At 64.8% G+C, this 13664-nt stretch carries 11 protein-coding genes; 3 read left to right on the top strand and 8 right to left on the bottom strand.

The window, feature by feature from the left end; genetic code table 11:
- Both VLR48_RS17760 and VLR48_RS17755 read right to left on the bottom strand, forming a co-directional pair.
- Positions 1 to 3047: multidrug efflux RND transporter permease subunit (locus VLR48_RS17760; RefSeq protein WP_325293065.1), on the bottom strand; the 3047-nt coding region annotated here is incomplete at its 3' end.
- On the bottom strand, positions 3044 to 4246 hold the full coding sequence (locus VLR48_RS17755; protein ID WP_325293064.1) for an efflux RND transporter periplasmic adaptor subunit: 1203 nt from the start codon (positions 4244 to 4246) through the stop codon (positions 3044 to 3046). The genes VLR48_RS17760 and VLR48_RS17755, both read right to left, overlap by 4 nt.
- 148 nt (positions 4247 to 4394) lie before the next feature.
- Between VLR48_RS17755 and VLR48_RS17750 the strand changes: the two genes are divergently transcribed.
- Positions 4395 to 6641 carry a patatin-like phospholipase family protein gene (locus tag VLR48_RS17750; RefSeq protein ID WP_325293063.1) on the top strand — a complete coding sequence of 749 codons (2247 nt, stop codon included), beginning with the start codon at positions 4395 to 4397 and terminating at the stop codon, positions 6639 to 6641.
- A 187-nt stretch (positions 6642 to 6828) separates the two neighbouring features.
- Here the strand turns inward: VLR48_RS17750 and VLR48_RS17745 are convergent, their stop codons facing one another.
- The 6 genes from VLR48_RS17745 to VLR48_RS17720 form a co-directional block, all read right to left on the bottom strand.
- Positions 6829 to 7317, bottom strand: a complete 489-nt coding sequence (locus VLR48_RS17745; RefSeq protein WP_325293062.1) for a hydrogenase maturation protease — start codon at positions 7315 to 7317, stop codon at positions 6829 to 6831.
- A gap of 22 nt (positions 7318 to 7339) precedes the next feature.
- Positions 7340 to 8575: an organoarsenical effux MFS transporter ArsJ gene (arsJ, locus tag VLR48_RS17740; protein WP_325293061.1), complete on the bottom strand. Its 1236-nt coding sequence runs from the start codon at positions 8573 to 8575 to the stop codon at positions 7340 to 7342.
- A gap of 35 nt (positions 8576 to 8610) precedes the next feature.
- Positions 8611 to 9612 carry an ArsJ-associated glyceraldehyde-3-phosphate dehydrogenase gene (locus tag VLR48_RS17735; RefSeq protein WP_325293060.1) on the bottom strand — a complete coding sequence of 334 codons (1002 nt, stop codon included), beginning with the start codon at positions 9610 to 9612 and terminating at the stop codon, positions 8611 to 8613.
- A 171-nt stretch (positions 9613 to 9783) separates the two neighbouring features.
- Positions 9784 to 10149 (bottom strand): metalloregulator ArsR/SmtB family transcription factor, encoded by a 366-nt coding sequence (locus VLR48_RS17730; RefSeq protein ID WP_325293059.1) that lies wholly within the window; start codon positions 10147 to 10149, stop codon positions 9784 to 9786.
- Positions 10150 to 10460: 311 nt separating this feature from the next.
- Complete coding sequence (locus tag VLR48_RS17725) at positions 10461 to 11183, bottom strand: hypothetical protein (RefSeq protein WP_325293058.1); 723 nt, start codon at positions 11181 to 11183, stop codon at positions 10461 to 10463.
- Between the two features lie 169 nt (positions 11184 to 11352).
- Positions 11353 to 11859, bottom strand: coding sequence for an LEA type 2 family protein (locus VLR48_RS17720; RefSeq protein ID WP_325293057.1), 507 nt, complete (start codon positions 11857 to 11859; stop codon positions 11353 to 11355).
- 172 nt (positions 11860 to 12031) lie between these two features.
- Between VLR48_RS17720 and VLR48_RS17715 the strand changes: the two genes are divergently transcribed.
- A complete protein-coding gene (locus VLR48_RS17715) occupies positions 12032 to 13153 on the top strand; it encodes an anthranilate phosphoribosyltransferase (protein WP_325293056.1) in 1122 nt (373 codons plus the stop codon).
- Between the two features lie 10 nt (positions 13154 to 13163).
- Positions 13164 to 13478 (top strand): non-heme iron oxygenase ferredoxin subunit, encoded by a 315-nt coding sequence (locus VLR48_RS17710; protein ID WP_325293055.1) that lies wholly within the window; start codon positions 13164 to 13166, stop codon positions 13476 to 13478.
- Positions 13479 to 13664 lie beyond the last annotated feature (186 nt).

The raw sequence follows: 13664 nt of genomic DNA, 5'->3' as shown, positions 1-13664 counted from the left end.
AGGAAGATCCCGATCAGCGAAGCGGCGATCATGCCGCCGAAGACAGCCGTGCCGACGCCGCGCTGACTCGCCTCGCCGGCACCGCTGGCGATGACCAAAGGGACCAGACCGAGGATGAAGGCAAAGCTGGTCATGAGGACGGCGCGGATCCGCAGACGCGCCGCCCGGGTGGCCGCATCCAGGATCGAGGCCCCGCCCGCACGCTGCTCGATGGCAAATTCGACGATCAGGATCGCGTTCTTGCTTGCCAGACCGATGAGCACCACGATGCCGACCTGCGCATAGAGGTCGTTGGAGAGACCCGCGACCCAGAGTGCACAGAGTGCGCCGAGCACCCCGACCGTGACGCTCAGGAGCACGACCGCCGGCATCGACCAGCTCTCGTAGAGCCCGACCAAGAAGAGATAGGCAAACAAGACCGCCAGCGCCAACACGATCGGCGTTTGTCCGCCGGCCTCCTTCTCCTGAAAGGCCGTACCCGTCCACTCGAAGCCGTAGCCCGCCGGCAAGGTCGTCGCGGAGATCCGCTCCATCGCCGTCAGGGCGTCGCCCGAGCTGAAACCGGGCGCCGGCTCGCCCTGAATCGTGACGCTGCGATAGTTGTTGTAACGCTGCAGGAGCTGCGGTCCCAGGATCAGCTCGGGGCTCAGCAGCGCGCGCAGCGGGACCATCTCGCCTTGGTCGTTGCGCACATGGATTCGGTAGATGTCTTCGACGCTCTGACGATCAGCCTCGCGGCCTTCTACCTGGACCTGCCAGACCCGTCCGAACCGATTGAAGTCGTTGACATAGTAGCCGCCCAAGGTCGCCTGCAGCGCGTTGAAGACGTCGCTGATGCGTACACCCAGGGTCTGGACCTTCTCGCGGTCGATCTCGAGGAACACCTGCGGGTTGTCGGTCGCCCAAGTAGAGAACACGCGCGAGAGGGCCGGATCCTGATTGGCGGCGATGATGAGTCCGCGCATCACCCCGGCGAGCGCCTCGGGTGTGCGACCCTGCAGGTCTTCGAGCTGGTACTCGAAGCCTCCGCCGGTCCCCAGACCGACGATCGGCGGAAGATTGAAGGGCATGACCCGCGCGCTCGGGATGCCGATCGTTTGGGCCGCGATCCGATCGATAACGGCGTCGACCTTGAGATCCGCCGTGGTGCGCTCCTCGAACGGCTTCAGCCGCCCGATAACGGCGGCGGAATTGGAGAGCACCGCCCCGTCAAGGAGGCTGAAGCCCGTGATCGTCAGCACGTGCGCGACCGCGGGATCCGCCTTCACGAGCGTTTCGAGCTCCTTCACCACCTCGAAGGTGCGGCTCACCGAGGCGCCTTGCGGCAACTGCACATGAGCCATAAAGGCCCCTTGATCCTCTTCCGGGAGGAATCCGGTCGGCGTGATCTTGAACAGCCAGCCGGTCGCGAGCCCGATGCCGAGGATCAGCACCAACACCAGCAGGGAGAAGCGCACCAGCCGCGCGACGATCGCGGCATAGCCGTCGCGGATCCGATCGATCCCGCCCATCACGTAGCGCATCGGCCCGCGTCGATGACCGGCCGGCTTGAGCAGGACGGCGCTCAACGCCGGCGAGAGTGTCAGTGCATTGATGGCCGAGATCAGCATCGCGAAGGCGACGACGGCCGCAAACTGCTGAAAGAGCTGCCCGGTGATCCCGGGGATGAAGGCCACCGGGACGAAAACCGACAGCAGCACCAGCGTGATGGCGATGATGGGCCCGGTGATCTGGCCCATCGCCTTCTTGGCGGCCTCGCGCGGCGGCAGACCCTCCTCCTCCATGATGCGCTCGACGTTCTCCACCACCACGATGGCGTCGTCGACCACGATCCCGATCGCCAGCACCACCGCGAGCAGCGAGATGGTGTTGGCCGAAAAGCCGATCATGAGCAGGAAGGCGAAGGTCCCGATCAAGGCCACGGGCACCGCGATCAAGGGGATCAGGGTGGCACGCCAGCTCCCGAGAAAGAGAAACACGACCAGGATCACCAGGACGAACGCCTCGAGCAGGGTATGGACGACCTTCTCGAGACTTGCATTCACGAAATCCGTGGTGTCGTACACCAAGGTATAAGCAAGATCGTCCGGGAACCGCTCGGCGAGCCGTTCCATGGCCGCCTCGATACCGTCGGCCACGGACACCGCATTGGCTCCGGGCGCGAGATAGATCCCGATGGCGGCCGCGTCCCGCCCGTCCAATCGGCTGAAGGAGTCAGACTGGCGCGCGCCGAGCTCGACGCGCCCGACATCCGAGACGAGCACGGTGGAGCCGTCCGGGTTGGCGCGCACCACGATGCGCTCGAACTCGGCCGCATCGCTCAGACGCCCGCGGGTCTGGAGCGTGATCTGGAACTGTTGGTCGGCCGTCATCGGCCGGGCACCGATCCGCCCGACTGCGGCCTGGATGTTCTGGCTCTGGATCGCGGCGATCACGTCAGCCGGCGTGAGCGATAGCGCGGTCAGGCGATCCGCGTCGAGCCAGATCCGCATGCTGTAGTCCAGCGGCCCGAACAGCGACGCCTGTCCCACACCGGGCACGCGCGCCAGGGTGTCGACGACGTTGATGGTCGCGTAATTGCTCAGGAACAGCCCGTCGTAGGATCCCTTGGGCGAGCTCAGAGCCACCACCTGCAACATGGCGTTGGATTGCTTCTGGACCGTCAGACCCTGCCGCTTGACCTCCTCCGGGAGCTGGGCCATCGCCAGATTGGCACGGTTCTGCACGTTGACCGTGTTGATGTCCGGGTTTGAGCCGAGCGCGAAGGTGACCGTGAGCGAGTAGCTGCCGTCGTTGCCGCTGGTGGACTTCATGTAGAGCATGTTGTCCACGCCGTTGACCTGCGACTCGATCGGCTGAGCGACGGTGGACTCCACGACCGAAGCGCTCGCGCCCGGATAGGCTGCGCTGACCGAGACCTGCGGCGGGACGATGTCCGGGAACTGAGCGACCGGGATGCGGGTGATGGCGATCAGCCCGGCCAGCGTGATGACGACCGAGATGACGATCGAGAGGCGCGGGCGGTCGATGAAGACATCGGAGATCATTGCTCAATCGCTCCGGCAGCGGGCCTCGCCGGCGCGGCGCGCACGGCTTGACCGGGACGCACCTGCTGGATGCCTTGCGTAATCACGAGCTCCCCTTCGTCCAGGCCCTTCTTGACGACGATGTCCGAGCCCTTGGTCTGCCCCGTCTCGATGCGGCGCGTTTGGGCCTTGTCCTCGGCATCGACGATCAAGACGTAGACGCCTTGCTGATCGACCTGAAGCGCGGATTGCGGGATCAGGATCGCCGATTCGGGTGCACCCGCCTCGAGCAGGACCCCGACATACTGGCGGTCGACAAGGACGCCGTCCGGGTTGGGCAGCTCTGCGCGCAGGGTGACCGAGTCCGTCCCCGGATCCGTGGTCACGTCGACGAAATCCAAACGCCCCGCGTGCTCGTAGAGTGTGCCGTCCGGCAGACGCACGCGCACCCTCACATCCCGCGCGTTGCCGCCCTTGTCCTCGATCGTCCGGCGCGCACCGAGCAGATCACGTTGGGTCACCGGGAACTGCACGTAGACGGGATCGCGACTCACGATGGTCGCCAAGGTACCCGAGGCGGGACCGACCAGATTGCCCACCGTGTAGCTCGCAAGCCCGATGCGGCCGGCCACCGGCGCCGTGATCGTCGTATAGCTCAGATCGAGCATGGCCCGGGTCAGCGCGGCCTGCGCAAGCGTGATGCCGGCCTTCGCGATCGAATCCGCCGCCTGCAGCTCGTCGACCGAGGATTGCGAGATGTTCTTGGCCTTCACCAACTCGAGGCCGCGCGCCAACTGTGCGGCGGTGTTCAGTTGATCGGCCCGGGCCTTTTCCAGATCGGCCTGGCGCTGCTCGACCGCGGCCGCGTACTGACCGGGCTCGATCACGAAGAGGACCTCGCCGACCTCGACCTCTTGACCCTCGGTGAAACGGCGCTCCTCTAGGAAACCCTCGACCCGGGCACGCAGATCGACCCGGTTGACCGCGAGTACACGCCCGACGAAGGATGCCTCCTCGTCGACGACGCGGGACTCCGCGGGGACCACGACCACCGAGGGCGGCGGCATCTCCGGCGCGGGGGCATCGGGTTTCCCGCAGCCCGACAAGGTCAGGGCACCGACGAGAAGGGAGCAGACCAGCCGCCCGAGTCGGCGCAACCCGCGCCGGGTTTCGAGCAGGCCATCCGATTCAGGCTCCGAGACACGCACGCTGAAGGGCATCGTCAGGCATCCTTGATGAAGGTTTCGACGGCCGAAGTCTAGCCGAAAAGGTGCGCGCACGGCCGATCCTTGCATTGCAGCCCTGCGGACCGACGCGGTGTGTCGCGGGCATGCTAACGTAGCGTTTTTTTCGACGAGGAACGACATCGTGGCTGTGCGTGCTCTCAAGCATCCACTGCGGCTGGCGCTGCTGCTGCTCCCCCTGCTCGGCTTGGTCCTCCCCAGCGCCCCGTCGGAGGCCGCCGGGCGACCGACGATCGGCCTGGCACTCTCCGGCGGCGGGGCACGCGGCGCTGCGCATGTCGGCGTACTGAAGGTCATCGAGCGGATGGGGATCCCGGTCGACTATGTCGCCGGCACCTCGATGGGTGCCGTCATCGGCGGGCTCTATGCCATGGGCATGTCGCCGGACGAGATCGAGGCGACCATCGAGGAGATCGACTGGACGGCGATCTTTCAAGACGACCCCCCGCGACAGGATCGGCGCATCCATCGCAAGCTCGATGACAACGACTTCCTGTTGAGCGCAAGACCCGGCGTAAACGAGGAAAAGCGCGAGGTGAATCTCGTCCCGGCCCTGATCCAAGGCCATCGACTCGACCTCGCCCTGCGCCGGTACACGCTTCCCGCAAGATCGATCGACGATTTCGACGATCTGAGGATTCCGTTCCGCGCCGTCGCCACGGACGCGGTGACCGGGGAGGCGGTCATCCTCGGCGGCGGTGATCTCGCGACCTCGATCCGCGCCAGCATGGCGGTGCCCGCGGCCTTCGCCCCGGTCGAGATCGGCGATAAGCTCCTCATCGACGGCGGCCTGGCCATGAATCTGCCGGTCAGCGTGGTCCGCGACATGGGCGCGGACATCATCATCGCGGTGGATGTCGGCGGACCCCGGCGCGATCGCGAAGAGATCAACAACGTGCTCGAGATGCTCGACCAGGTCATGAGCTTGGTCACCTGGCGCAATACGCAAGAGCAGATCGCCGAGCTGGGCAAAGGCGACGTCCTCATCACGCCGCCGTTGGAGCGCGAGGTGACGGCCGCGGACTTCAACAAGATGTTGGAGGCGATCGCCATCGGCGAGCGCGGCGCGCAGGAGCAGCGCGTCGAACTGGCTGCACTGGAGGTCCCGACGGCCCGATATGCCGCCTATCTCGATCGGCAGCGCATCGGAGGCAAGCCGATGCCGATCATCGATCGCGTACGGGTGGAGAACCGCTCGCGACTGGCCGACGCGCTGATCACGCAGCGCCTGGATGTGCCGCTCGGCGAGCCACTGGACCCGGATGCCTTGGAGGCACAGATCGACCGCGTATTCGATCAAGACAATTTCGAGTCGGTCCAATACCGCGTCGAGCAGACACCCGAGGACGAGACCGAGCTGGTGATTACGGCCACCGAGAAATCATGGGGAACCAGCTCGCTGCAGTTCGGTATCGAGCTGTCCTCCGCCTCGGGGGGGGACTCGCGATTCAACGTCGGCGCGGCCTACACGATGGCGCCCGTCAACGCGTTGAACGCCGAGTGGCGGACCTTTCTGCAGGCCGGCGAGGAGCCCGGCCTGATCACCGAGCTCTATCAGCCGCTCGACCCCTTGGAGCGCTGGTATGTCGAGGCGACCGCCGGCTACTTCACCGAGAGTCTGACCCTGTTCGAGCCGAAGACATCGGATAATCCGTCGGCTAAATATCTGATCTCGCGTCTCGGCGGATCGCTCGAAGGCGGCCGGAATTTCGGCGACTGGGGACGGCTCGGACTCAAGTACAGGCGTTATGCGGGCGATGCCGACCTTCGCTACGGAGACCCCGGCATGCAAGGGTACGGGTTCGACGAAGGCTCGCTCGGTCTGAGCTTTTATCTCGACACCCTCGACAGCGCCAATTTCCCGCGTCGCGGCTGGGTGGGCAACGCATTCGCCTTGACCTCCCGGACCGAGATCGGTGCCTCCGAGAACTACGATCAGGCCGGGTTCAACCTGGTGAACGCCCAAAGCTGGGGGAAAAACACGCTCCTGACCGGCATCAGACTGGCCGGCAGCTTCGGCGGGCAGGAGCCGGCGCAGTCCTTCTATCGGCTCGGCGGCTTCCTGAACCTCTCCGGCTTCAATCAGGACGAGCTTTCGGGCGGAAACCTCGGGCTCGCGCGTGCCATCTACCTGCGCAACCTCACCACCGGACTCGTCAACACCTATGCCGGGGCCTCTCTGGAGGTCGGCAACGTCTGGGAACAGCGCTCCGAGATCCAGGCCGACAACCTGCGCTTCGGCAGCAGCCTCTTTCTGGGCGCGGACACCTTCATCGGCCCCATCTATCTCGGATACGGCTTCGCCGACGGTGGGTTCGGGGCGCTCTATCTCATGCTCGGCCGACCCTGGAACACCCGAGCAACCTACTAAACCGCGTCCGGAGCGACATACGTCGTTATCATTGTGCGCTTAGCCTCGGAGATAGACTCGATCCCAGTGAGACGCGGTTTAGAATTTAATAATTTTTAATATGTTAAACCGCGCCGTCTCCGAAAGTCGTCGGAGCCGGCGCGGCCAAGCCACTCCAACAAATGGCGCATACCGCACCGGGCGCGGTTTAATCCGAGGCTCCGACGCTCCCGTCGGAACGCAACAGCCGAATGAGAAAGCGCTCCGCTCGGTCAAGATTGTCGGAGGCATGCACGCTCAGGGGCACGCCGAGCGCGAAGTCGTAACCGCGTATCGCGAGCAGCCGGGCCGGCGGGGGCGTTTGTGCGGTGACCTCTCGAAACAGGGTCAGCAAGACGCCCGGAGCAAGCGCGTGCGTGCTGAACGACACCTCCGGACTCGGGCACAGGGGAAGGAAGGTGAATGGCTCCGAGCCGCTGACGGCCGCATCGACGAAAATCACGCGCTCGCGGTCCTGCAGATCGAGGACATGCTCGATCTGAAGCTGGAAATCGGTCAGGGTCTCCACTCCCCGCCGCGCGAGATCGGGGTATCGACCCAGCCGCTCGATCAGAAGGGGCCCCAAGGCGTCGTCCCCGCGCGAGGGGTTCCCGCAGGCCAAGATCAAGACCCGGCCGACGCCCGATTCGGATCTCATGCCACTCGCCTCACGTTAGGCATCAGGCGGCAGCCGTCACGGACTTTTGGTCGGAGACCTCGGGCAGACGCAACGAGAGCAGGAAGGCGGCGAGCACGAAACCGGCCGACCACCACAGACACCCTTCGATCCCCTGCGTCTGATAGACCAGACCCGAGAGCACCGTCCCGGCGAGTCGACCGCCGGCATTGGCCATGTAATAGAAACCCACGCTCATCGAGACCTTCTCGAAGTCCGAGTAGGCCAGGATCAGATAGGAGTGCACCGCCGAGTTGATGGCGAACAAGACACCGAACAGGATGAGGCCGACGATCAACACCTCGCCCGGCGGCCAGCCTTGGTGGAGCACGAAGGCCATGGCCGCCGGAACGATCGCAAGCAACAAGGCCCAACGTCGCGCCGTGCGGCCGCCCGGATGACGCCGAGCCGCATCGCGTGCACGGCCGATATGCAGCAGTCGCGGCGCTGCGGCCTGGACCATCCCGTAGCCGATCACCCAAGACGCCATAAAGGTACCGACCTGGGTGAAGCTCCATCCCAGGACCGAATAGAGAAACACCGGCAGACCGACCACGAACCAGACATCGCGCGCGCCGAAGAGAAAGAACCGCGCCGCCGAGAGCCAGTTGATGGCCGGCGTGTTTGAGAAGACCTGCGTGAACTTGGGCTTGGACGCCATGCGCCCGACACCCGAGGGCAACAGGATCGCCGTCACGATCAATACGATCAAAAGCATCCCGGCGAGCACCGCCAAGGCCCCGCGGAAGCCGATCAACTCCAGGAGCGCCGCACCGATGAAGAATCCGGCGCCCTTCAGCGCATTCTTCGAGCCGGTGAGCACGGCAACATACTTGAATAGCCGCGACTCCCCGCCCGCCCCGACCAGGGTCTTGACCGTCGCCTTGGCCGACATCTTGTTCAGGTCCTTGGCGATGCCCGACATCGCCTGAGCGACCATCACATAGGCCACGGTCAACCAGGCATCCGGCACCGTGAGCATCGCGAGCGCCACCACCTGCAACCCCATGCCGATGTGCATGGTGAGATTCAGCCCGATCCGCGCACCCAGCCAGCCCCCGACCAGATTGGTGACGATGCCGAAGACCTCGTAGAAGAGGAACAGCATGGCCACCTCGAACGGCGAATAGCCGAGCAGGTGGAAATAGAGCACCACCAGCATCCGGATCGCCCCGTCGGTGACGGTGAAGGCCCAATAGCCGGCGGTGACGGTCAGGTAGTTGCGGGTGTTGGTGTCCATCGGCTCCGGCCTGCCTGTGGTCGATCGCGAGAAGGCTAAAGCCCCTCGCTCAACATCTGCGCGATGTCGATCATGCGGTTCACATAACCCCATTCGTTGTCGTACCAAGCCAACACCTTCACCTGGGTCTCGTCGATAACCATGGTGGAGAGCGCGTCGACGATCGACGAGCGCGGATCATCCTTGTAGTCGACCGAGACCAGCGGACGCTCCTCGTAACCGAGGATCCCGGCCAGCTCGCCTTCCGCCGCCGTCTTGAAGTGAGCGTTGACCTCCTCGACCGTCACCGCCCGCGCGGCCTCGAAGACGAAGTCGGTCAGCGAGGCGTTGAGCAGGGGCACGCGCACCGCCAAGCCGTTCAACTTGCCGGTGAGCTCGGGAAAGATCTTGGTGATCGCCTTGGCCGAGCCGGTGCTGGTCGGGATCAACGACTGGCCGCAGGCCCGCGCGCGGCGCAGATCCTTGTGCCCGAGATCGACGATCCGCTGGGTGTTGGTGATGTCGTGGATGGTCGTCATGGTGCCGTGGCGGATCCCGATCCGCTCGTGCATGACCTTCACCACAGGTGCGAGACAGTTGGTCGTGCAGGAGGCCGCCGTGACCAGATGATGCTCGGCCGGGTCGTAGAGATGATGATTGACACCGTAGACGATGTTCAGCGCGCCATCGGTGGGCGCTGCAACCAAGACCTTCTTGACCCCTTGATCGAAGTAGCCTCGAAGCGTCTCGGGTTTCTTATGGTGCTTGCCGGTCGCCTCGATGACGATGTCGCAGTCCGACCAATCGGTGTCGGCCAAGGCCGGGTTGCGGCTGTAGGCGATCGACCGGGCGTCGATCCGGATCGCGTCGCCCTCGCCCGCGCACTCAGGCCCCCAAACCCCGTGGACCGAGTCGAACTTCAGCAGATGCGCCGATCCGGCGGCATCCGCCGCGATCTCGTTGATGCGGACGAACTCGAGCCCGTCACGACCCCGGGCCGCGCGCAGGCCCAGTCGCCCCATGCGGCCGAAGCCGTTGATCCCGATACGTACGCTCATCGCCCCTCCGATTCGTATTGAAACTGTTCCACCTGCTCCAGCACGGGGAGCGGCGTCCGCCCGATCGCGTCGAGCTCGCGTTGCAGCTTGAGCCGATCCGAGGACGCGAGCGTACGCGCGCCGACCCGACGGCGTGACGCCTCGACGAACCCCGAACGGCGCGACACGCGGTCAGGCGCAGCGGGGCATACCCGGACGGTTCGGCATCTCGGCCAGCACGCGATCGTCCTCGACGAAGGGCCGCTCGCCGCACACAGCGTCGAACGTCTCGCGCAGCACCGCCGCAACCCAATCCGGAAGCGACGGACTCACCCGATAGAAGATCCACAAACCCTCGCGTCGATCCGTCACCAGACCCAACTCACGCAGCTGAGCGAGATGTCTGGACACGTGCGGCTGAACCGCCCCCATCGCATGCGTCAGCTCGCAGACACAGAGCTCCGGGTGTCGCATCAGCAGAATCAGGCAACGCAAGCGCGTCTCGTGAGCCAGCGCGGCAAAGAAATCGGTCGGTTGAATCGTCACGGCCGAGAACATACCCCAAAACGAATATTGGGCAAAATGAAGGTTTGATGACGTTTGCGGACACATCGTCTGCCCGAGCGTAGGCCCGATTAACGTCCTGGGTGGCTAAGACCAGGCTGGCGCCTTCAGCCTCGAGGGCTTCCGGGGCGAGGCGTTGCGGTCAATCGGGAGCGTCGGCCGGCACGCCCCGCACCCGTCGGGACAAGGCGCTCCGAAGAGGCGCAGCGACCCCGACGGCGAGGAGGCACACGCGGGCCCGGCGTGCGCGGTGCGTGCGATGCGACGAGTAATCCATGTCCGCTCGATGGATCCCGAATGACGCTTTAACCGGCGCGAAGCGCCGACGGGTTGAGGACATCCATGGTTTCATCGCCCATTCCCATCACGAGCACGCCTTTCGATGTGGCATAGTTGATGATGCTCGGGTCCGGGTAAAGACTGGCCAGCACGCCGATGAGCCGCCGATCCGCGTACTCGGGAAAGACCTCCGGAAACTCCGCCAAGACCCGCAAGAGATCATCGACGCTTGCGCTGATCAAGCGACTCTTCGTCTGGTTGATCAGGACGAGCTCCGGACAGACGAGGAGCGCGTCGTATTCCCGACTTTCGCCATTGATGCGGCGGCGCATACGCAAGCCGAAGAGGTCGGGCTGCGGACAGCCGAGCAGGTCGCGCGCAACCCTCGGAAGATTCGGCGCGACGATATCCTCGACCAAGGTCCCGAGGCGATTCGCCAGCTCGCCCCACTGGCGATTCATCGACTTTCGGTCGCGCTCCGCCTCTTCACGGTAACGCAAGGACTCGTCCTTGAAGGCGATCATCTCGTCCTTGAAGACGCTCATCTCGTCCTTGAAGTCCTTCATTTCGTCCTTGAAGGCGATCATCTCGCCTTTGAAGACTCGCATCTCATCCTTGAATTCGAGCATCTCCTGCTGCAACCGAACCTGGCCATTGTAGGCCTTGTTGAACTCTACGCCGACACTTCGCGTAAAGGCTTCAAGCGCCTCTTCCAAACGATCGACGCGATGTTCCAACACGGCGGACATAGTGCAGACCCTCGCTCAATCAGCCTGATTTCGACCCAGTCAGTATGACCCAATTGCCACGCGCGCACCAACCCTGCCAAGGTGTACCGAGCACCGGTCTGCCGCGAGACTGCGTTGAATGCGCAGCCGGTCGCGGTCGATGACGCGCTGGCACCGGCGCGAAGACCGTCTAAAACGCTGCGCCCGACAACAATGCCGCGGGCGAAATCGTGCCGCTGTGCCGATAGGGCACGGGCAGGCGCACTCCGGCGGCATCCACGTAGGCGATTCCGCTGACCGTCCAGGCGAGCGTGTCCTTGGTGAGCAGCAGTCCGGACAAGCTCGGCATCAAGCCCAGCAGACTGCTGTTGACCTCCACGTCGACCTGCTCGGTCCCGCCCGCCGGGATCAGCCGCGCAAGCTCGCTTGAACCGTCGGCGAGGTCCTGGCCTTCCACCTGGACCCGGTAGCTCAAGCCCTTGATCGGAAGCGCGCGATCGTTGGGGTTCTTCACCCCCAGATTGACGAGAAAGGACTGACGATCGAGCCCGAGAAGCTTCGGCTGGGCACCGAGCAGCGCGACCTCGGGCGCCGTCCAGGGCGCCGTGAGGCTCGCACAACCGGCGGCGAGAGACAGGACAAGCAGGGCCGGGATGCCGAGCAGGGCACGCCGGGGCAGACGAACGCAATGGACCATGTGTGTCGACTCCGAATGGTGAACGGCCGTATCTTGCACCAACCGGTTGCGTTCACGCGCGTTGAGATCCGGCGCCCGAGCCACCAGAATGGCCGGCACGTCGAGAAGACTCGGTTCGAGCGCGGCATCCGTCGCACGGCACCGAAAAACAGCCAGGTCCGGGAGGACAATCATGAACAGTCAGGCCAGCGCATCGAGCGACGCCAAGACCCAGATGCGCTCGATCATCCAGCGCATCGCGACCGGTCCGGAGCTCTCCAAGGACATCTCCACGGAGGAGGCCCGCATCGGCATGGGCGCCATCCTGGACAACGCGGTCGACCCGGTGCAAGCCGGCATCTTCCTGATCGCCCTGCGGATGAAGCGCGAGACCGACGACGAGGTCAAGGGCATCCTGGACGCGGTCCGAGAGGCCACCGGTCATGTCGTTGCGAACGTCGATGACGTGGTCGACATCGCCGATCCCTACGACGGCTACAACCGCTGCCTGCCCGCGTCGCCCTTTCTGATGCCCGTGCTCGCCGAGTGCGGCGTCCCGGCGATCAGTCACGGTGCACATGCGGTCGGGCCCAAGTTCGGCGTGACGCATCGCCATATCCTGGACGCGGCCGGGGTGCCGGTCGACCTTTCGCCGATCGAGGCCGCCGAGCGACTGGCCGATCCCGCGCTCGGCTGGAGCTATGTCGACCAACGCGCCTTCTGTGCCCCGCTGCACAACCTGGTCGATCTGCGCTCCACGATCGTCAAGCGGCAGGCCATTACGACGGTCGAGGTCCTGGCCCGCCCGATCCACGGGCGCAAGCATACGCATCTGGTGACCGGGTATGTCCACAAGCCTTATCCGCGCATCTACGCGATGCTGGCGCGGCATGCCGGTTTTCATTCGGCGCTGTTGATCCGCGGCGTCGAGGGCGGCGTCATCCCCTCGCTGCGCCAGAAGGGCACCTGTTTCAACTATCAGCAGATGTCGGAGGAACAGTCATTCGAGGTCGACCCGGCCGCTCTGGGGATCGCCCAGGCGGTGCGTGCCGTCCCCTTGCCCGAAGATCTGCCCCAGACCACGCGTCCGGGCGACGAGATTGCCGTGGCGGTCGATGTGCTGGCGACCGCGCAGGCCGCGGCGCAGGCAGGCATCGCCGCCCTGGAAGGCGCGCAAGGTCCGACCTACGACAGCTTGGTGTTCGCGGGCGCGTTGATCCTCTGGCATCTCGGCCGCGAAGGCTCGATGGAGGTCGCCGCGGACCGCATCCGCGACGTGCTGGATTCGGGCAAGGCGGCGAAACGGGTGCGTTGAGGAGATGCCGATGGACACACCCTATGTCGCCGTGGCCGGCACGGACGAGATCGCACCCGGCAAGTTTCTGAAGGTCGTCGTGGACAATCAGGCGTACATCGTCGCCAACGTCGACGGCCACTTCTATGCCGTCGAGGACAACTGCAGCCACGAGGACTATCCGCTGTCCTACGGCTGTCTCGACGGTGATCGGATCAAGTGCTCGCTGCACGGGAGCCGGTTCAGCCTGAAAACCGGCGAGCCGATGGACGAGCCGGCGGACGAGCCGATAAGGACCTATCGGCTTGTCGTGGCGGAGGGGCAGATCTGGATCGATCCGAGCTGAACCGCGTCGGGAGCGCTTTAAGAGACGCCGAAGCGCTTTCTCCCTCGCCGCTCATTTGGAGACTCGTCGGGACGCGGTTCAGGAGGTTGAGGGGAGAGAGTTTAAACCGCGCCAGGTGCGTTATTCGTCATGCGTTGGATTGACTTGGCCGCGCCAGCTCCAAAGATTGTCGGAGCTGGCGCGGTT

Origin of the sequence: Thiocapsa sp., assembly GCF_035467215.1 — a bacterium.
Taxonomy (GTDB): Bacteria; Pseudomonadota; Gammaproteobacteria; order Chromatiales; family Chromatiaceae; genus Thiocapsa.
Note: the sequence above shows the minus strand (reverse complement) of the source record. Positions and strands in the feature narration are given on the sequence as shown.